13 protein-coding genes are annotated in these 20,038 nt (G+C 69.2%); 8 read left to right on the top strand and 5 right to left on the bottom strand.

Annotation, left to right across the window (positions count from 1 at the left end):
• Position 1 precedes the first annotated feature (1 nt).
• Positions 2 to 2,701, top strand: a complete 2,700-nt coding sequence (locus BMW75_RS03080; RefSeq protein WP_254791927.1) for a winged helix-turn-helix domain-containing protein — start codon at positions 2 to 4, stop codon at positions 2,699 to 2,701.
• Between the two features lies 1 nt (position 2,702).
• On the opposite strand, the gene BMW75_RS03085 is transcribed toward BMW75_RS03080, so the two are convergent.
• Together BMW75_RS03085 and BMW75_RS03090 are read right to left on the bottom strand one after the other, a co-directional pair.
• The gene (locus BMW75_RS03085; RefSeq protein ID WP_092576592.1) at positions 2,703 to 3,596 is read right to left on the bottom strand and encodes a DUF4261 domain-containing protein; all 894 of its coding nucleotides are present in this window, start codon (positions 3,594 to 3,596) and stop codon (positions 2,703 to 2,705) included.
• A 113-nt stretch (positions 3,597 to 3,709) separates the two neighbouring features.
• Positions 3,710 to 4,612 carry a LysR substrate-binding domain-containing protein gene (locus BMW75_RS03090; RefSeq protein ID WP_092576594.1) on the bottom strand — a complete coding sequence of 301 codons (903 nt, stop codon included), beginning with the start codon at positions 4,610 to 4,612 and terminating at the stop codon, positions 3,710 to 3,712.
• Positions 4,613 to 4,735: 123 nt separating this feature from the next.
• On the opposite strand from BMW75_RS03090, the gene dkgB reads away from it, so the two are divergent.
• The 7 genes from dkgB (at position 4,736) to BMW75_RS03125 (ending at position 17,696) form a co-directional block, all read left to right on the top strand.
• Positions 4,736 to 5,539, top strand: a complete 804-nt coding sequence (dkgB, locus tag BMW75_RS03095) for a 2,5-didehydrogluconate reductase DkgB (protein ID WP_092576597.1) — start codon at positions 4,736 to 4,738, stop codon at positions 5,537 to 5,539.
• 192 nt (positions 5,540 to 5,731) lie between these two features.
• Positions 5,732 to 7,015, top strand: a complete 1,284-nt coding sequence (locus BMW75_RS03100) for a chloride channel protein (RefSeq protein WP_092576599.1) — start codon at positions 5,732 to 5,734, stop codon at positions 7,013 to 7,015.
• A gap of 15 nt (positions 7,016 to 7,030) precedes the next feature.
• A complete protein-coding gene (locus BMW75_RS03105) occupies positions 7,031 to 9,298 on the top strand; it encodes an FdhF/YdeP family oxidoreductase (RefSeq protein WP_092576603.1) in 2,268 nt (755 codons plus the stop codon).
• Between the two features lie 275 nt (positions 9,299 to 9,573).
• Entirely contained in the window at positions 9,574 to 11,646 is a 2,073-nt protein-coding gene (locus BMW75_RS03110; protein ID WP_092576649.1) for a C1 family peptidase, read from the top strand.
• Positions 11,647 to 11,667: 21 nt separating this feature from the next.
• Entirely contained in the window at positions 11,668 to 14,613 is a 2,946-nt protein-coding gene (locus BMW75_RS03115; RefSeq protein WP_092576652.1) for a PAS domain-containing protein, read from the top strand.
• Positions 14,614 to 14,639: 26 nt separating this feature from the next.
• Positions 14,640 to 16,304, top strand: coding sequence for a CHAT domain-containing protein (locus BMW75_RS03120; protein ID WP_092576654.1), 1,665 nt, complete (start codon positions 14,640 to 14,642; stop codon positions 16,302 to 16,304).
• 69 nt (positions 16,305 to 16,373) lie between these two features.
• A complete protein-coding gene (locus BMW75_RS03125) occupies positions 16,374 to 17,696 on the top strand; it encodes a hypothetical protein (RefSeq protein WP_092576657.1) in 1,323 nt (440 codons plus the stop codon).
• Between the two features lie 18 nt (positions 17,697 to 17,714).
• On the opposite strand, the gene BMW75_RS03130 is transcribed toward BMW75_RS03125, so the two are convergent.
• From BMW75_RS03130 to BMW75_RS03140, 3 genes are all read right to left on the bottom strand, one after another.
• Positions 17,715 to 18,491: a fused MFS/spermidine synthase gene (locus BMW75_RS03130; protein WP_092576659.1), complete on the bottom strand. Its 777-nt coding sequence runs from the start codon at positions 18,489 to 18,491 to the stop codon at positions 17,715 to 17,717.
• A 66-nt stretch (positions 18,492 to 18,557) separates the two neighbouring features.
• Positions 18,558 to 18,977, bottom strand: coding sequence for a universal stress protein (locus tag BMW75_RS03135; RefSeq protein ID WP_092576662.1), 420 nt, complete (start codon positions 18,975 to 18,977; stop codon positions 18,558 to 18,560).
• Positions 18,974 to 19,984, bottom strand: a complete 1,011-nt coding sequence (locus BMW75_RS03140) for a TerC family protein (protein ID WP_092576665.1) — start codon at positions 19,982 to 19,984, stop codon at positions 18,974 to 18,976. Before BMW75_RS03140 ends, BMW75_RS03135 begins: the two co-directional genes overlap by 4 nt.
• Positions 19,985 to 20,038 lie beyond the last annotated feature (54 nt).

The following is a 20,038-nucleotide window of genomic DNA, read 5'->3' on the forward strand; positions in this document are numbered from 1 at the left end:
CATGCGTCATTCGTTCTCGATGGAACACGCGCTGGCCAGCGGCAAGCTCAATGCGCCCACCGCGCATGGCGACCAGATCGCCCGGCGGGAACTGTGCGAGCAGATCTGCCGCCCGGACGGACCCAAGGTGGTGGTGGCGCGCGGGCCGGCCGGCTACGGCAAGACCACGCTGCTGGCGCAGTGCCAGGCAAGGTTGCAGGCGCTGCCCATGCGAACCGCGTGGCTGACGCTGGACCGCGCCGACAATGACCTCTCCCGTTTCCTGCGCTGCCTGACGGCCGCGCTGGGCGCGCTGTCCGGCAGCGCCAGCCTGCGCCTGGACGCCCATGATTCCGAGGACACGCTGGCGCTGGCGCTGGTGCAGGCCGTGGCCTCGCACGGCGCGCCCTTTGCGCTGGTGCTCGACGAATTCGAAGCCATCACGGCCCCCGCCGTGCTGGACCTGGTGCAGGACCTCATCGGCAGCCTGCCCGCGCACGGCCGGCTGCTGATCGGCTCGCGGCATACGCCGGGGCTGGCATTGGGGCGGCTGCGCGCGGCCGGCCAGCTGCTGGAGATCGACGCCTCGCAGCTGTGCTTTTCCGTGGACGAGGCGACCCGGTTTTTCGCGCGGCGCCAACCCGCGCTGACGCCCGCCGAGGTCGAACTGCTGCATCGCAAGACCGAAGGCTGGGTCGCGGCGCTGTGCCTCGCGTCCGCATCGCTCGCGCGGCAACCCAGCGCCGCGGCCTTCATCGAACGCTTCTCCGGCAGCGACCAGTCCGTCGCCGACTACCTGGCGCAGGACGTGCTGGCCAGCCAGACGCCGGCGCTGCGCCAGTTCCTGTTGCGCACCAGCATCCTCAAGCAGCTCAGCGCGCCGCTCTGCCAGGCCCTGCTGCCCGACATGGATTGCGCCGGCCTGCTGCAACAGCTGGAGAACGGCCACGTCCTGCTCACGCGCACCGCGGCCGACGAGCGCCACTACCGCTACCACAGCCTGTTCGCCAGCTACCTGCAGTCGCAGCTGCGTGCCCAGGCGCCCGGCGACGTCGCCCGCCTGCACCTGGCCGCCTCGCGCTGGTACGAAGACGAAGGCAGGCCGGTGCCCGCCATCGACCACGCCATCGACGGCGGCGACTTCGGGCGCGCGCTGGCGCTGCTGCAGGCGCACGCGGAAACGCTGCTGGCCGAAGGCCGCATGCGACTGCTGGCGCGCTGGCTGGGCCAGCTTCCCGCGGCGGTGCTCGCCACCCGGCCGCTGCTGCAGGCCATGCAGGTGTGGGCGACGTGTTTCACGCGCGGCCCCAGCGAGGCGTCCCTGCTGATGGCGGAGCTGAAGCTGGCGGGCAGCGCCGATCCCGCCGTGCGCGCCCACGTGCGCGCGCTGCAGCCGTTGCTGCTGTCGATGATGGACCGGCAGGAAGAGGCCTACGCCGCCGGCATGCCCAGCATCGCGGCGCTGGGCGATGCGCTGTCGTTCACCGACACCGCGCTCGCCAACGCCATGGCCAACATCACCGCCGTGCTGGGCCGCTACCACGAGGCGCGCGCGCTGCTGGACACCGCCCGGCGCGCGCAGAGCCGCAGCGCCAGCAGCTTCAACCTGATGTACTCCGAAGCGGTCGAGGGCATCATCGACCTGCAGGAAGGGCGCATGCGCCAGGCGGGCGCGCGTTTTCGCATGGCGGTGCGTTCCACACGCAAGGGGGCCTACGGGCAGGCCAACGGCAATGCCTGGGCGGGCGTGCTGTACGCCGCGTGGGTCTACGAGACCGGCGACCTCGCGCTGGCCTCGCGCCTGCTCCAGGTGTACGTGCCGCTGGGCCGCGATGTCGGGCTGCCGGACCACCTGATCCTGGGCTACGTGACGCTGGCGCGCGTGGCCTTCCACGAGGGCGATCCCGAACAGACCTTCTACCTGCTGGGCGAACTGGAATACCTGGGCCACCAGCGCCGCCTGCCGCGCATTGCGGCCAGCGCCCGGGTGGAGCGCGCGCGCGTGCTGCTGATGCAGGGCCATCCGCAGGCCGCGCGCGACGAACTGGGCCGCGCCGACGATGCGGATCTCTGGCGCCGCGTGGAAGGACTGCGCCTGCCCGCCAACGATCTGCTGACGCCGCGGCTGGGACGCCTGCGCTGCCTGGCGTATGACGGCGACCCCGCCGCCGCGCTGCGCGAGCTGGATGCCGACATCGCGCAGGCGCTGGCGGCGCGGCGCGTGCGGCGCGCGTACATGCTGCAGCTATTGCGCGCCGTCGCGCTGGCCCGCAACCGCGACGACGCCGGCGCCTGCGCGCAGCTCGCGCCGCTGCTGCGCACGGCGCAATCCGAAGGCCTGTGCCGCGTGCTGGCGGACGAGGGCGCGGCCGTGGCCGGGCTGCTGCAGCGCCATGGCGCGTGCGCGGCCGGCAGCGCATGGCTGGCCTCGGACGGGGCGCAGGACTGGTGGCAGCGCTACATGGCGCAGGCCCGCATCGGCCCCGCATCGCCAGCGGCGGCCCCGGTCGCCGGCGACGCCGCCGGCGCGGAAGGGCTCACGCCCAAAGAGTTGCGCGTGCTGCGCCTGCTGGCCGAAGGCCATTCCAACAGCGCCATCGCGCGGCAGCTCTTTGTCTCGGAGAGCACGGTGCGCACGCACCTGCGTCACCTGAACGTCAAGCTCAGCGCCGACAGCCGCACGCAGGCCGTGGCGCGGGCCCGCAGCGCGGGCCTGCTGTGACTTATCCGGGGGTGTTGATCTGGTCGGCCGCGATGATCTCGGCCACCAGCACGCGCCCCGGACCGTCCAGGTAATACTCCGCCTCGGCCGGCTCGCGCAGCTTCATGTAGGCGTCCTCGCCGATCTGCATGGTGTGCCCGGCGGCCAGTTCGGCGCCGCTTTCCAGCATGTAGCCCATGATGTTGTTGAACATCGTCGAATAGGTCTCGCCCTCGTCATGCCCCGTCGCCAGCGCGGCGAAGTCCGGCAGCCCGAAGGCATCGGCGCCATAGGTGCGCATCCACACGCCCTGCACGCCCTCGACCTCATATTTCACGAAGCCGCAATACAGCATGTTCAGCGGCAAGGTGCGCAGCAGGTCCATGCTTTCCTCGCCCAGCGACTCCGCCGCGAATACGCCCGCGGGCAGCGAGGTGTGCGCATGCTCGTTCAGCACCGCCATCGCCCCAAAACCGGTCAGCGCGCCCGCCACCGCGGCCAGCGCCACGTACTGTTCCAGCGGATCCGTTTCAAAGCCCGCGTAGTACAGGAGGATATGGCTGGCGTGCCCGCGGACTTCGTCCTTCACCGTGGCGGGATAGTGCGACGGGGCCACGCAGGCCTCCAGCGCATCCTTCGGATACGGCGCATCGAAACCCACCAGTCGCACGACGTGCTTGTCCCAACCGGCCAGGCCCAGAAACTCCGGCATGTCCGTCGCAAGCTCCGCGCGCGCCTGCTGCATGGACGGGTGATAGGCCCGCAACGCATCGCCCAGCGCGGCCTCGGTGATCGCCAGCGGTCCCGCAAAGAGGACCTGCAGGCTCAGCGGCTGCGCGATGTCGGGGTTGGCCGACAGGGCGGCCGTGTCGGCGGAAACTTCCTTGCGGCCGAAGAAACGGGAAAAAATGCTCATGCGTGTCCGGGGTGGAAATAGTGGAAATAGTGGAAATAAAACGGGGACAGTATAAAGACGGTATCGGGCAACGCGCGGGCGGGGTCGCCATTGGATACATCTTTACCCGCCGGCTATTCCTCGAATCCGCGCGGCCCCAGCGTCTCGACCACGTAGTCGATGAAGGACTTGATGCGCGAAGAGATGGCGGTGTTGCGGTAGTACACCGCGTTGATCGGCTGCCTGACTTCCAGCAGCTGCTTGACGAACAGCGGCTGCAGCGCGCCGCGCCGGCGGTCCTCGCGCGTCATGAAATCCGACAGGCAGACAATGCCCCCATCGTTGAGCGCAAGCTGGCGCAGCGTCTCGCCGCTGTAGGCGCGAATCGCGGGCTTGATGTGCACCGCCTGCCCGTCCGCATCCCGCAGCGGCCATTCGTTCAGCGACTCAAGCTGGCTGAAGCCCAGCAGCACGTGCGACGCCAGGTCCGCGGCGCGGCGGGGCGTGCCGTGCTGCGCCAGATACCCCGGGCTGGCCAGCACGCGCACGCGGCTGGTGCCCAGCGCCACCGCGTGCAGCGACGAGTCCTTCAGCCGGCCGATGCGAAAGGCCAGGTCGGTGCGCCGCTCCAGCAGGTCGATATTGCCTTCATTGCTGGTGAGCTCCAGCTCCACCTGCGGATAGCGCTTGCGATAGCCCGGCACCAGCGGCGCGATCACATGCAGCATGAACGGCGAGGCGGCGTCCACCCGCAGCAGCCCGGCGGGCTGGTTGCGGCGCAGGTTCATGAGTTCTTCGGCCTCTTCCACCGACGCGATGATGCGGCGCGCCTGCTCCAGATAGGCCTTGCCCTCTTCGGTCAGCGCCAGGCGCCGCGTCGTGCGCCGCATCAGCGTGGTCTGCAGCTTTTCCTCCAGCCGGCTCATGGTGCGGCTGGTGGCGGAAACGGTCTGCCCCAGCACATCGGCCGCCGCGGTGATCGAGCCGCTGTCCACGATGGCGATGAAGACCTGCATTTCGTCGAGGGTGGTTTTCATATTTGCATTTTTATCAAAAGTATTTCGCCCATACCTATCTTTTTCCGCAAGGATGCGGCAGCGACACTACGCCCATCCCCGGACACCGCCCGTCCGGCCAAGCCCATTCCCCAGGAGTTTTACATGAGCATTCCCGCCTTTGGCGTCGGCACCTTCCGCCTGCAGGGTCAGGCCGCCGTCGATTCCGTGCGCAACGCGCTGGACGTCGGCTACCGCGCCATCGACACCGCCCAGATCTACGAGAACGAGGCCGACGTCGGCCAGGCCATCGCCGAATCGGGCGTGGCCCGCGAAGACCTGTTCATCACCACGAAGATCTGGGTGCCGAACACCGCCCGCGACAAGCTCGCCCCCAGCCTGAAGGACAGCCTCGCCCGGTTGCGCACCGATTATGTCGACCTGACGCTGATCCACTGGCCCGCGCCGGACAACGGCGTTTCCGTCGACGAATTCATGACGGCGCTGGCCGAGGCCAAGGCGCAGGGCCTGACGCGCCAGATCGGCATTTCCAACTTTCCGATCGCGCAGACGCGGGCCGCCATCGCCGCCGTGGGCCGCGAGCAGATCGCCACCAACCAGATCGAGCTCAGCCCCTACCTGCAGAACCGCACGCTCACGGCGTTTCTGAAGGAACAGGGCATCCACGTCACCTCGTACATGACGCTGGCCTACGGCAAGGTGCTCAAGGATCCGGTCATCGGCCAGATCGCACAGCGCCGCGCGGCCACGCCCGCGCAGGTCGCGCTGGCCTGGGCGCTGCAGCTGGGCTATGCCGTGATCCCGTCGTCCACCCGCCGCGACAACCTGGCCAGCAACCTGCTCGCCCAGGACCTGCGCCTGACGGACGACGACATGGCGCAGATCGCCGCGCTGGAACGCAACGGCCGTGAAGTCAGCCCGCAAGGCCTGGCGGCCGAGTGGGACTGAACCCGGCAGTCTCCGATCCGCCGCCCCCCGCGCCGGGGGTGTCGGATCTGGCAAGGGAATTCGGGATGAGCGCCTAACCAATAGGTATGGTTTCGGCCCGCCGGGCATTCCTCGGGGCGCAAACGCGCCCTACACTGCCCCATCGCAGCGCGCCGATGCTCGGGCGCGCCCACCGACGGGAGCCGACCTGGCATGCACGAACCCACGCCCGATGATCCGTCCTGGCTGCGCCCCCGGCTGTTTGCCGCGGTGGCCCTGACCGGCCTGGTCGCCGGCCTGGGCGGCATGCTGCTCGGCATGCTGCTGCACACGGTCCAGCACCTGGCCTACGGCTATGGCGGCGGGCACGTCATCAGCCACGAATCCTTCCTGATGGGTGTAGAGGCCGCCAGCGGGCCGCGCCGCGTACTCGCCCTGGTGCTGTGCGGGCTGGCGGCCGGCGCGGGCTGGTGGCTCATCCACCGCTATGGCCGTCCCCTGGTCAGCGTCGATCAGGCCGTGGCCGATCCCGACCGGCGCATGCCGTCCGCGACGACGATGGCGCACGCGGTCCTGCAGATCGTGACCGTCGGGCTGGGCTCGCCGCTGGGACGCGAGGTGGCGCCGCGCGAAGTCGGCGCGCTCGCGGGCGGCCGGCTGGCGGCGCGGCTGCGCCTGCCGCCGGAACAGTGCCGGCTCGTCATCGCCTGCGGCGCCGGCGCGGGCCTGGCCGCCGTGTACAACGTGCCGCTGGGCGCGGCGCTTTTCGTCCTGGAAGGGCTGCTGGGGTCGTTTGCCTGGCCTGCGGTCGTCGCCGCGCTGGTGGCCTGCTGCCTCGGCGCCGCGGTGGCCTGGGCCGGACTGGGCAACGAGATTCAGTATGCCGTGCCCGCCCTGCAGATCAGTCCCGGCCTGGTGGTCTGGGCCATCGCCGCGGGACCGGTGTTCGGGTGGGCCGCCCACGGCTTCCGGCGGCTGACCGGCGCGGCGCGCGCCCAGGCCGCCCGGGGCTGGCGCCTGGCGGTGTCCTGCCTGCTGAATTTCACGCTGCTCGGCCTGCTGGCGATCACCCTGCCCGCCTTGCTGGGCAATGGCAAGGGACCCGCGCAACTGGCGTTCGACAATGAACTGACCATCGCCCTGGCGGCGACGCTGGCGGTGCTGAAGACGGCCGTCGTCGCCAGCAGCCTGCGCGCGGGCGCGGCGGGCGGCCTGCTCACGCCCGCGATCGCCGTGGGCGCCTCGCTGGCGGTCGCGCTGGGCGGGCTGTGGAGCATGGCCTGGCCGGACGCGCCGCCCGGCGCATTTGCCGTCGTCGGCGCGGCCGCGTTCCTGGCCTCGTCGATGCGCATGCCGCTGACCGCCGTCGTGCTGATCCTGGAGTTCACGCGGGTGGACCCTGCCTTTCTCATCCCCATGGTCCTCGCGGTGGCGGGCTCCGTCCTGGCGAGCCGCCATTGCGCCGCCCGCGGTGCCGCCCCACGTACCGCATCCTGAATTCCGGAGACCCTCATGACCCAACGCAAACCCACCGGCATCCACCGCTACGACGCGCCCGCGGGCGGATGGGGCGCGCTGAAGGCCACGGCGCAGGCCGTGGCCACGCAGATGCGCATCGCCGAAGCGCCCGCGCTGCTGCTGCGCACCAACAAGCCCGACGGGTTCGACTGTCCCGGCTGCGCCTGGCCCGACAAGGCGCATACCTCCACATTCCAGTTCTGCGAGAACGGCGCCAAGGCCGTCACCTGGGAAGCGACGCGCAAACGCGTGACCCCGGAATTCTTCGCCGCGCACCCGGTCACCGAACTGCTGACCTGGAGCGACCACGACCTGGAGAACGCAGGCCGCCTCACGCATCCGCTGGCCTACGACGCCGCCAGCGACACCTACCAGGCCATCGAATGGGACGACGCGTTCGCGCGCATCGGCCAGACGCTTGCCAGCCTGCCCGATCCGGACATGGTTGAGTTCTACACCTCGGGCCGCGCTTCCAACGAGGCCGCGTTCCTCTTCAGCCTGTACGCCCGCGAATTCGGCACGAACAATTTTCCCGACTGCTCCAACCTGTGCCACGAGGCCACCAGCGTCGGACTGCCCAAGGCCATCGGCATCGGCAAGGGCACGGTGTCGCTGGACGACTTCGACGCCTGCGATCTCATCATCTCGATGGGCCACAACCCCGGCACGAACCACCCGCGCATGATGGGGACGCTGCACGAATGCGCGCGCCGCGGCGTGCCCATCATCGTGTTCAACCCGCTGCGCGAACGCGCGCTGGAGCGCTTTGCCGATCCGCAGGACCCGATCGAGATGGGCACGTTCGGCGCCACGCGCATCGCCTCCACCTATTTCCAGGTCAAGGTGGGCGGCGACGCGGCCGCGCTCAAGGGCATCATGAAGGCGCTGATGGAGGCGGACCGGGACGGCCGCGCCACGCTGGATCACGAATTCATCGCGCGCCACACGCACGGCTACGAGGCCTTCGCGCAGGACCTGGACGCCACGACCTGGGCCGACATCGAACAGGCCAGCGGCCTGCGCCGACGCGACCTGGAGCAGGTAGCCCAGGCGTATGCCCGGGCCAACGCCACCATCGTCACCTATGGCATGGGCATTACGCAGCACGAAAGGGGCACGCGCAACGTACAGCAGATCGCCGCGCTGCTGCTGATGCGCGGCAACATCGGCAAGCCGGGCGCCGGCATCTGCCCCTTGCGCGGGCACTCCAACGTGCAAGGCAACCGCACGGTCGGCATCACCGAGAAGATCGACGACGCCATGTTCGATCGCGTCGAACAGACCTTCGGCTTCCGGCCGCCGGCGCGGCCCGGCCACGACGCGGTGGACGCCATGAAGGCGATGGCCGCCGGACGCGCCAAGGCGCTGATCTGCCTGGGCGGCAATTTCGCGATTGCGCTGCCCGACGCCGAGCAATGCGAGCGCGGCATGCGGCAACTGGACCTGGCCGTCCACCTGAACACCAAGTTGAACCGCTCGCACCTGCTGGTCGGCAAGCAGTCGATCATCCTGCCGGTGCTGGGCCGCACGGAAAGCGACGTGCAGGCGGGCGGCGCGCAGTCGATCACGGTCGAGGATTCGATGTCGATGGTGCATGCCTCGCGCGGCAAGCTCCTGCCCGCCTCAACGCAGCTGCGCTCGGAACCGGCCATCATTGCCGGCATGGCGCAGGCGACGCTGCCGCACAGCCGCGTGCCGTGGGCGCACCTGATCGAGGACTACGACCGCATCCGCGACCTGATCGAAAAGATCTATCCGGATTTCCGCGATTACAACGCGCGCATCCGCAAACCCGGCGGCTTTCGGCTGCCGCTGCCGCCCACGGAGCGCATCTGGAAGACGCCCTCGGGCAAGGCCGAGTTCATCCCGTTCGCGGGGCTGCGCGAAGATCCCGACATCGTCGAAGGCAACATCCTGCGGCTCACCACGCTGCGCAGCCACGACCAGTACAACACCACCATCTATGGCCTGGACGACCGCTATCGCGGCGTGTTCGGCCGCCGCGACGTGCTGTTCATGAATGCGTCCGATCTGGCGCGCCATGGCATCGCGCACGGCGACGAGGTCGACATCGTCACCAGCCTGCCCGGCCAGGGGCACCGGCGGCTGCGGCTGACGGCGATCCGGCACGATATTGCGGCGGGGTCGGTCGGCGCCTACTACCCGGAAGCGAACAACCTGTGCCCGCTGGACTACCAGGACACGGAAAGCGGCACGCCCGGCTACAAGTCGATTCCCGTCCGGATACAAAAAGCGGCCTGAAGCCGGAGCTCATCCAACAGGATGAGAACAAGCGGGGCCGGATGGTGCATAAGCACCATTGCAGATTCAAGGATTAATACTTTCGGCTACTAGCAAGGCGGATGAGGTCCGCCTATATATCGAAGCATGGGCGCAGCGTCACCGTCGTCATGTCGTCTTTCCAAGCATATCGGCGCCCGCTCCGATAAGAAGGCCAAGCTGTCCGCCGATGCGTCCCGCGCCATCGCCAGCCTGAAACTGGCCTCCTGACCCGGGCGGGAAAAAGGGGAAACGATATGGCAACCAGGAAAACGGCGGCGCGGCCGTCCAGGACATCGGCTTCTTCCAAACGGACCCCGCGCAAGAATGCGCCGGCGGCGTCGGCGGCCTCTGCATCGGCTGCATCTGCAACTGCCACTGCGGCGGCCGCGATCGCATCGTCGGCGCCCCGCCCCAAGCCCAGCAAGCCCGGCAAGCCCAAGAAAGAAACGCCCCGCATCGCCTTCGGCCGGTCCGCCAAGCCCGATGCCTTCGACGCGCGCGACATCCTGTTCCGCCCCAATATCTCTGTCACGCCCAAGGCGGAAATGATTCCCGTGATGGGGCTGACGGTAAAGCACCAGGGCGAGACCTCGGCCTGCACGGGCTTTGCGCTGTCCACGGTGGTCGAGTACCTGCTGCGCAAATCCGAACGCGACACGCGCCCGGCGATCTCGCCCTACATGCTGTATTCGATGGCCAGGCGCTACGACGAATTCCCCGGATCGGTCGACGACAGCGGCTCCAGCCTGCGCGGCGCGCTCAAGGGCTGGTTCCGGCACGGCGCCTGCGCCCAGGCCCTGTTCCCGTCCATCGACATGCCGCCCGCGGCCCAGCGCCCGGAAGACGACTGGTGGCTGGACGCCGTCAAGCGGCCGCTCGGCGCGTACTACCGCATCGACACGCGCAGCATCGTGGAGATGCATGCGGCGCTGAATGAAGTGGGCATCCTCTACGCCAGCGCGGGCTGCCACGAGGGCTGGGACCAAGGCCACGGCGTCACGCCGCGCGAGGACGAAGCCACGCCCGTCACGCGGCCATTCTGGGTCATTCCGGGCAGCCAGGAAACCGCCGTGCTGGGCCACGCCTTCGTCATCGTGGGCTATACGCAGGACGGCTTTCTGATCCAGAACTCCTGGGGGGAGGAATGGGGCACGCACGGCATGGCCGTGCTGACCTACGACGACTGGATGCGCAACGCGATGGACTGCTGGGTCGTGCAGCTGGGCGTGGTCACGCACGAGCACGAAAGCATCTCCAACAGCATCAGCCTGCGCACCGAGGGAAAACAGGTGACGCTTGCCGCCGGCAAGATACTGCGCGACCGCGAGCTCTCGCCCTTCATCGTCAACGTGGGCAACAACGGCAAGCTCAGCAACAGCGGCGCCTTCCGCACCACGCCGGACGACCTGCGCGCGATCGTCGACGTGCACATGGTCGCCGCGCGCGAGCGCTGGAACCTGAAGGACAAGCCGATGGACGTCTGCGTGTACAACCACGGCGGCCTGGTCGGCGAGAACGACGCCGCCGAGGCCGCCGCCGAATGGATCCCGCTGCTCTACGAGCACCAGATATTCCCCGTCTTCCTGATGTGGGAGACGGACTTCATCACCACCGTCAGGAACATCATCCAGGACGCCGCGCACGACGTGCCGCGCACCACCGGCGGCATCGGCGAACGCCTGGAACGCTGGTGGAACCAGCGGCTTGAACGCTGGCTGGCGCGTCCCGGCACGGTCATCTGGGGCGAAATGAAGCAGAACGCCGAGGCCATGAGCGAGCCGGCCACGCACGGCGAAGACGAAGCCGCCATGATCCTGCTCTACCGGCACTTCAAGTCGCACGTCGCGCGCGGCCGCGTGCGCCTGCACATCGTGGGGCATTCGGCCGGCGCGATCGTCGCCAGCCATTTCGCGCGGCGCCTGGCCGCGGACGGCGGAGAACTCGAATCGCTGAGCCTCATGGCGCCGGCCGTGACCCTGAAGACCTTCAGGGAACTGGTCGTGCCGCTGCTGGGAAACCGGGTCAAGCGCTATCAGCAGTTCCACCTGTCGGATCGCGCCGAAGAGGACGACCCCACCTGCGGGCCGTACCGGCGCTCGCTGCTTTATCTGGTCAGCGAATCGTTCGAGGGCGGCACCACCACGCCGCTGCTGGGCATGGAGCGCTACTTCCGGGACGCCGGCATCCCCTGCGACGCGGTCCACGTGTCGCCGGCCGGCAGTCCTTCCGGCGCCTCCCGCGTCGTGCCCGTGGCCTCCAGCACGCACGGGGGCTTTGACAACGACAAAGGCACGCAGCAGCAGGTCATTGCCTTCATCAAGCGCTGACCGCGGGTGGAGGGTCTTGTCATGCCAGAGATACTGCCAGAACCCTACAGCGAGGCGCCGGAGCTGCCCAGGCAGCCGGCCCCGCGGCCCGACGTGCCGACGCCGGCGGCCCATGCCGGCGAAGAGGGCACGCGCGCCGCCGCGCCCGCCGTCCCCGCAGCCCCCGTCGCCCCCGCGCCGCCATCGCCCCCCGCGCGCGAATTCTCCCTCTACGGCGAGGCCGACGAGGTCGCGGGGGTCCTGTCGCGGGTCGGCGTGCCCTGCCTGCTGGTGGCGGGGTCCGGCGACATCGTGGCGGCCAGCACCGTCCTGCCGCTGGCGCACGCCGGCCTTGTGGGCCGCCGCCTGAGCGAGATCTGCGGCCTGGCCCGGCCCTTGCGCATGGGCGACGGCGCGGTCGACGTGGTGTACTGCGGCGACGACGGCGCCCGCGTGCCCGCGCAGCTGATCCCGCTGTGCACGCTGGACAGCGGCGAGCTCATCGTGCTGGTCAACGACGGCGCGCCCTTTCGCCAGGCCGAGTCCCGCCGGTTCGAGCGCACGCCCTACGCGGTATTCCGGCTGGACATGCAGGGCGTCATCCGCTTCGCCAATCCCGAAGCGGCCCGCACGCTGGGCCTGCCGCGCGACGCCCTGTGCGGCAGCCGGCTCGCCGCGCATTTCCGCCCCGCGGATGTCGGGCCGGTGCAGCGCGCCATCCTGCGCTGCGTGCAGGACACGGACGGCGACGCCATGGTGTCGGTCACCATCGCCATTCCCGTGCCGGACGACGCGGACCGGCAATTCGAACTGGTCATGACGCCCGACCCCGCGCCCAACGGCGAGCTCCTGGGCGTGATCGCCGTCATCCAGTCGCGCACGCTGGAATCGGCCCGCGACGAGATCCGCCGCATCGCGCTGGACCCCGCGATCGGCGGCTGGCGGCTCAAGCTGGATCGCATCCTGGAGCAGATCCGGCGCCTGGTGCCGTTCGAACACGCGATCTTCGGCATCTATGGCAACGATGTGTCGCTGTTCCGCGCGATCGCGGTGCGGCCAGAGGGCGTGGAGCTGTGGCCCGCGCGCTGGATGGATCTGCCGCCGACGATACGCGCCTTCCTGGACTCGGGCCGCACCTGGGTCGAGGAGGTCGGCGCATTCGTCAAGGCGAACATGCCCGAACCGGGCAACGAGATCGTGCGCTGTTATCAGGACCTGGGCATACAGTCCTCCGTCACGCTGCCAGTCACGCGTCCCGGCGGCTACAGTTCGGCGCTGAGCCTGTGCTCGCGCGACCCCGGCGCCTACGATGCCCGCCATCTGGAGATTCTGCGCGCCCTGGACCTGGAACCGGTGCTGATGCGCTTCGAAAAGGAGCGCGACGACGAGCGGGCCGAGTTCGCGGATTCGCTGCGGCGCAAGGTGATGACCGCCGCGTCGCTGCGCCAGGCCGCCGACGACATCATCGCGCAGCTGGCGCAGCATTTCTGGTGGGATCACGTGGCGCTGTTCCGCGTGAACCGGCAGGAGAACCGCTTCGAAGTGGTCACGCAGCACAGCCTGGCGCCCGGCTACGCGCTGCCGGACGGCTTCCAGCAGCCGACGGGCCAGGGCATGCTGGGCGCCACGCTATCGCTGGGCTGCCTGCTGGCGGTGGACGACATCGGCAATCCCGCCTACGCGCAGCACGGCTACACGGGCCCCAAGCGGCCGCTGCGCTCGGCCATGACCGTTCCCGTCCACCTGAACGGCCGGATACGCTGGCTGCTGGACGTGGAATCCTCGGTGTCCCACGCCTTTAAGGGCCCCGACATCGACGACCTGCTCCAGATCATCGCCTCGCTGGAGGAAGGCCTGGCCCAGCACCTGCTCAGCCAGACCAAGCAGAGCCTGATGGCGGAAACCGAGCAGGCCGTCGTGTTTGTGGGACGCGAGGGCGGCGTCATCGAAATGAACCGCGTGGCCACCGACATGCTGGGCGCCGAGGTCCGGCGCACGCGCGATGGCGCCGAGGCGCCGTCGATCACGGACTACGCCATCGCGGGCGACGAGGCCACGCTGGGCGTCCTGACGTCGGCGTTCACGGTCAAGCGCGAGCGCATCGAACTGCTCGACGCCGGCGGCCAGCCCCGGTCCGTGCTGGCCACCCGCACCGACCTGGACCCGAGCCTGGACATGTCGATCTGGTTCTTCACCGACATCGCGGACCTGGATTGGGCGCGCGACCTGCGCTATCTGCGCGAAACCGTGGCCGAGGTGGCGCGGCAGACGCGCACCTCGCTGTCGCTGGCGTGCAGCCTGACGTCGCAGACCGTGCTGCTGCATGACGACGCGCGCCAGGGCACGCCCCCGGAAGTCGTCGCGGCCCAGGCGCAGGATCTGAGCCAGCGCATCGTCGCCGAGATCGGCAAGGCCGACATCACCTTCGAGCGCCTGGCCGGCGCCAGCGAGTCGCGGCGGCGCGCCCGCGCGACGCATGGCGACGTCGAACTGGGCGCGCGCCTGCGCGACGTGATCGCCGCCTTGCCCGCGCGCGACCAGCGCCGCATCGCGTTGTCCAACCATACGGCCTCGCACGACGGCCCCACGGTGTCCGGCGACGCGCAGGCGCTGAGCGCGGCATTCCGCTCGATGATCGATTACCTCCTGCGCTGCCGCAACGCCGACGATGCGCGCGTGACCATCGACCTGGACGCCGGCCCGGACGGCTGCACCCTGCGCTTCGGCCTGAGCGAGGAACAGGTGTGGGACATGGACCCGCCGGTCCACGCGGTGCCCGACGACGCCCTGCTGAGCGCCGAGCGCGCCGCGCACGACGGCGCCAGCATCGCCATCGCCCAGATCCAGGACACGATGATCGATCACGGCGGCGCGCTCGTCACCGACCCGCCGCTCCCGGATGCGCCGCTGCTGCCGCCGCAGGCCTACGAGTCCGTCACGCCGCCGTGGCGCGCGTTCACGCTGATCCTGCCGCTGCGGGCCGGCTAGGCCAACCGGATCATGGGACAGCCATCATGGAACACGACGCCGACGGACCGAATTTCATCCTGCTGGCCAGCATGAACGACGAGCACGAGGACGACTGGGCCAACAACCTCGCCCAACTGCACCGCCACGTCCAGCAGTACCCGGCGATCGCGCCGTTCGTGGGCGCGGAGCTGCGCCGGCGCACGTCGCTGGAAAGCGCCAAGACCCAGATCGAATCCTGGGAACTGGCCACGCCGCGCATCGAGCCGCGGCTGGTCATCATCGACGCCCGGCTCGGGTCCACCGCCAGCAAGCGCGCCAAGCCCGGCGCGGCGGCGGTCGAACTGCTGGAATGGATCTCCAAGCGATCCGCCGTGCCCTTGCTGGTGCTGGCGGTCGACCCGCCGGAACTGGTGCAACGCTACGTGCTGGAACGCCCCGAAGTCTTCATGTGGACGAGCGATGCGAAGAGCGCCGGCAACAGCGGCACGGAGGTCGCCACCGTCCTCACCTGCCTCACCCCGATGGCGCCCAAGCGCCGGCGGCGGCTCATCATCCGCGTGGGCGAGCACTCGATCACGTACCGCATCCAGATGGGACGGCACGAGTATTCGTCGCAGGACATGCCCTACAAGGAGCGCGACCGGATCTCGGCCCTGGTGGGGCGCATCGAGACCTTCAGCCCTTATATGGGGGAGACGAAGGCGCCGCAATGGCTCAAGGACCTGAGCGGAGTGGGCGAAGACGTCTTCAGCGCCATGGTCACGCACAGCCTGGGCGCGCCGATCGCCAAGCTGATCCAGCGCGCGCGCGACGAGGAGTTGTCGCCGGGGGCCGGCGCGTTCGCGGGACTGGACCTGCGCTTCGAGTTCAACCTGGCCAGCCAGGAGGTCTCGCGCCTGTTCAACCTGCCTTTCGAGATGGGGCGCGAGTTCGGCGCCGACAGCGGCCGCTATCTGTGCCTGGAACTGCCGATGGCGCGGCGGCTGCACCTGGAGGGCACCGCCCCCGCGCCGCGCTGGGAGACGGACTCGCGCGCGCCCGGCCAGCCGGTGCGGATGCTGTTCATGGATGCCAGCGCGGTGTACGGCACCGTCACGTTCCGGCGCGAAGACGGCGGGCCGACCCTGCCCGCCATGGAATTCGGCCCGCTGCAGTCGGTCGCCAAAGAGCGCGAGCATCTTGCCGAACTGGCCGCGCGCGCGCCCGGCCATCTCATCATCGACCACGTGCGCGGCGCGGACGAGCCCGGCCTGGTGGGCGCGGCGCTGCAGCGCCGCATCGAAGAGCGGCTCAAGACCGGCAACTACGACATCTTCCATTTCGCCGGCCACTCCGTCTCCGCGGGCGAAACCACGATGCTGGTGCTGCCGGGCGAGGACGGCGAAGCCTGGCAACTGTCCATCCGGCTGATCGGCCAGTGGATGGAGGCGGGCAAGTGCAAGCTGCTGGTGCTGTCGTCGTGCAGCGGCGCGTCGGTGCGCACGGCGCTGGAAGTCATGCGCGCGGGCGCGGCCGGCGTGCTGGCCTTCCGCTGGCAGGTCGAAGAGGAATCCTGCGCGCGCTACATCCAGCGCTTTTACGACGTGTACCTGGACGCCGCCCAGCCGAAGGGGCTGGCCGAAGCCTACCGCTACGCCTGCAAGGCCGCGCAGGGCGATGCCGGCGATCTGCCGACCTGGGCGTCGGCGGTGGCCATCGTGCGCGACTGAGCACACGATGGCCATTGCCGGCCCCTGTGCGCAACCTGCGCGGCGGGCGGCCGGAAACAAGGAGCTGACATGGATTCGCTAATCGGCATGTTGCGCGGCATCGGCGGCAAGGCGGCCAGCGGCGACGGCGCGGGCGCCCTGCTGCCCACCGTGCCCGCGGGCCGCAACTTCTATGCGGAGATCGAACCGCCCGGCGGCAGCCCCGCGCTGGCCGCGGGCCTGGACGGGGCCGCCTTCGTGCCCGGGCAGTGCTACTTCAGTCTCCGGCTGGTGGAGATGCGCCTGTGCGACGCCAGCAACTATCTCAGCCAGTTCCTGCCGCTGTGCACGTTCTTTCTGCGCTATGGCGCGGACGGCGCGCGGCGCGAGATCCCGTACATCGTGGGCTACGACCTCATCCAGCAGGCGCTGGGCGCCGCCGCGCCCCAGGCCGGCGCCAGCCGCGTGGCCTTTCGCGACGTCTACGTGGCGCGCAACGTGCCCTACGCCAGCGACGGACTGGAGATGTACGCCGCCCTGTGCCGGTTCGCCGACAGCAGCCTCAGCCGAGGCATCCTGGACTTCGTCTCCACCGCCGTGACGATGCTGGGCGGCCCCGTGGGCGGGGCCATCGTCAAGACGGGCGAAAGCCTGCTCACGCCTCTGGCCAAGCTGTTCGGCACCGACGGCGTCAGCGTGCGCTTCGGCGTCTATGACGGCGACGCGCTGCGCCGCAGCGGCTACCGCGTGCTGGCGGGCGCGGACTCGCAGGACCGGCTTTCCGGGCTGCAGCTCGTGGACGGCGTGCTGCATCGCCAGAAGGACAGGGGCAAGCCCGAGCCGGTCAATGACGTCGACTACCTGGTCCTGGCGTTCGAGCAGCGCACGACGCTGGGCGCGGACATGTTCGCCGCGGCGACGGCGCTGCCGTTCCATCATCTGTGGAAGGACGTGTCCAAGGCCCTGATCGGCAACGACGCCACGGCCGCCAGCGCGGCCTACCAATCCCTGCTGATCGCGGTCGCCGAATCGCCGATGCTCATCGACGCGGACCGCTTTGCGCTGCTCACGGCCTATGCCGCCCAGCGCGGCGCATGGGAAGCCGCGAGCGAGCGCTCCGGCCTGCGGACGCGCAGCGGCGGCAAAAGCCTGGCGGCCGCCATGACCGACCGGGTCAACGCGCGAGGCAAGGCCGATCCGGTGGCCGATCTGCTCAAGGCGGCGAAAAAGCACATCACGCCGCCGCCGGGACCGGCCGGGCCGGCGCAGGCGGCGCTGGAAGACGCCGCCGTCGCCCAGACGGTGTCGGACCTGACGCGCACCCTGGGCGAGAAAGGCAGCGCGCCGCCGCCGGGCGCCTTGTCCCGCGCCACCCGCGAGCTGCTGTCCGTCATGCTCAGCGATCCGGCATAGCGGGCAGGGCAGTGCTGACTACCGCAGTTCCAGCGTCGCCCCGATGACGCGCATCGTCGGCATCAACTGGCGCCAAGCATCCTTGGGCATCGACGGCGGCCGCGTCAGTTGCGCCGCCGCCGGGTCATCCAGCAGGTTGCCCTTGCAGGCGAACACGATGCTGTTGGTCATGTCGTCGTCCACCACCTCGAACATCGACGAGCCGAAGGATTCGCGCACGCGCTCCAGGTAGGTGTGGTGCATCGGGTGGTTGACGTGGAAGTTGATCACCAGGATGCCGTCATCGCGCAGGGCGCGATGGCAGTCGGCGTAGAACGCCGCGCTGCACAGCGCGTCCGGGATGCCGCCCGCCACGAATCCGTCCAGGAAGATCACGTCCGCATGATCGGACAGGCCGCGCATATGCTGCGCCGCGTCCGCCTGGATCACCTGGAAGCGCTCGCCGTCCGGCGGCACCAGGAAGGCGTCGCGCATCGCGATCACGGCCGGATCGATCTCCACCACCGAAATCCGCGCCCCCGCCAGATAGCGGTGGCAGAACTTGGGCAGCGATCCGCCGCCCAGGCCCACCATCAGGATGTGCCCGGGCGCCGGCTTGAACAGCACGAAGCCCATCATCATCCGGGTGTATTCGATCTCCAGCGCGTCCGGGTTGAGCAGCGACATGCTGCTCTGGATTTCCTGCTGCGTGAAGTGCAGGGTGCGCCGGGCGCCGGCATTCTGGATGAAAGGCCTGTGCAGGGCCGCCGGCTCGTCGGAAAGCGGCGAATCGGCGGAAGCGGGGACGTCGGACATGGGCGCAAGCGGTAGCGGTAAGCGGAGAATCCGCAGAAGATACCACTCCCGCGCCCGCGCGCCGGGTCAGACCAGCATCACCGGACAAGGCGCATGCGCCAGGATGCGTCCGCTCACCGACCCCCGGATCGCGTTGAGCAGCGGGCTGTGGTGATGCGAGCCGATGACGATCGCGGCCGCGCCCACCTGCTTTGCATAGTCGACGATCTTTTCCGGCGTGAAACCCACGAACTCATGGCATTCGTGGCTGACGTTGGCCGCGCTCAGGATGCCCACCGCCGATTTCATCGCCTTGCCGCTTTCTTCGTGGTGCCAGGCATCGATGTCCGACTTGGCGATGAAGGACTTCACGTCTCCGCCCACGTCCGGCTCGCAATGCACCACATGCACCACGAAATCGCGGCTCAGCAAAGGGCTTTCCACCAGGAATCGGGCCGCCGCGTCGCTGTATTTCGACCCATCGGTGGCAAGAATGATCGTGTTCATGGCAGACCTCCGTTTTGTGACTTCTTGACCTCGGGACGCGCGGACGGGTCCGCGGCCCTTGCGGGCAACACCCAACTTGCGCCGACCGACGCCAGCAGGATCACGCCCACCACCCCCAGCGACCAGTGCACCGGGACGTGCACCCAGTGCTCGGCGAGCATCTTGGCGCCGATGATGACCAGCACCATCGCCAGGCCATACTTGAGATAGTGAAACCGCGCCACCATGTCCGCCAGCAGGAAGTACAGCGCCCGCAGGCCCATGATGGCGAAAATATTCGACGTAAAGACGATGAAGGGGTCGGTCGTCACCGCAAAGATGGCGGGTATGCTGTCCACGGCGAACACCACGTCCGTCGCCTCGATCACCAGCAGCACCACGAACATGGGCGTCGCGTACCGCAGCCCATCGATGCGCACGAAGAACGACTGCCCGTGATAATCCCGCGTGATGCGCATGGTCGACCGCAGGAAGACCACCAGCGGGTTGCGGGCGATGTCCGGCTGGCGGCCCGCGGTGAACAGCATCTTCAAGCCGGTGAAGATCAGGAACGCGCCCAGCACATAGAACAGCCACACGAACTTGGACAGCAGCCAGACCCCGGCCAGGATCATGCCGATCCGCATCACGATGGCGCCCAGCACGCCGTACAGCAGCACCCGGCGCTGCAATTCGAGGGGCACGGCGAAATAGGTGAAGATCAGCGAGAACACGAACATGTTGTCCACGGACAGGGACAGTTCGATCAGGTAGCCGGTGTAGAACTCCAGCGTCTTCTGGTGCGCGACGGCGCGCCCCAGCGTGCCGTCCAGATACCACCACATCAGGCCGCCGAACAGCGTGGCCAGCGACATCCATGCAAGCACCCAGCACAGGGCTTCGCGCGACGAAACGCGGTGCGCCCGCCGCCCGCCGAACGCAAACAGGTCCAGCGCCAGCACAAGCAGCACGAATCCCACGAAGCCCATCCACATCGGCAGCGTCGCAAAGGTTTCGACCCGGTTCATCACGCGCCTCCTTCCACCGCGCCACGTGCGCCACGCGATGGACAATGCTGCCCG

The organism is Achromobacter sp. NFACC18-2, from assembly GCF_900108985.1.
GTDB lineage: Bacteria > Pseudomonadota > Gammaproteobacteria > Burkholderiales > Burkholderiaceae_B > Achromobacter.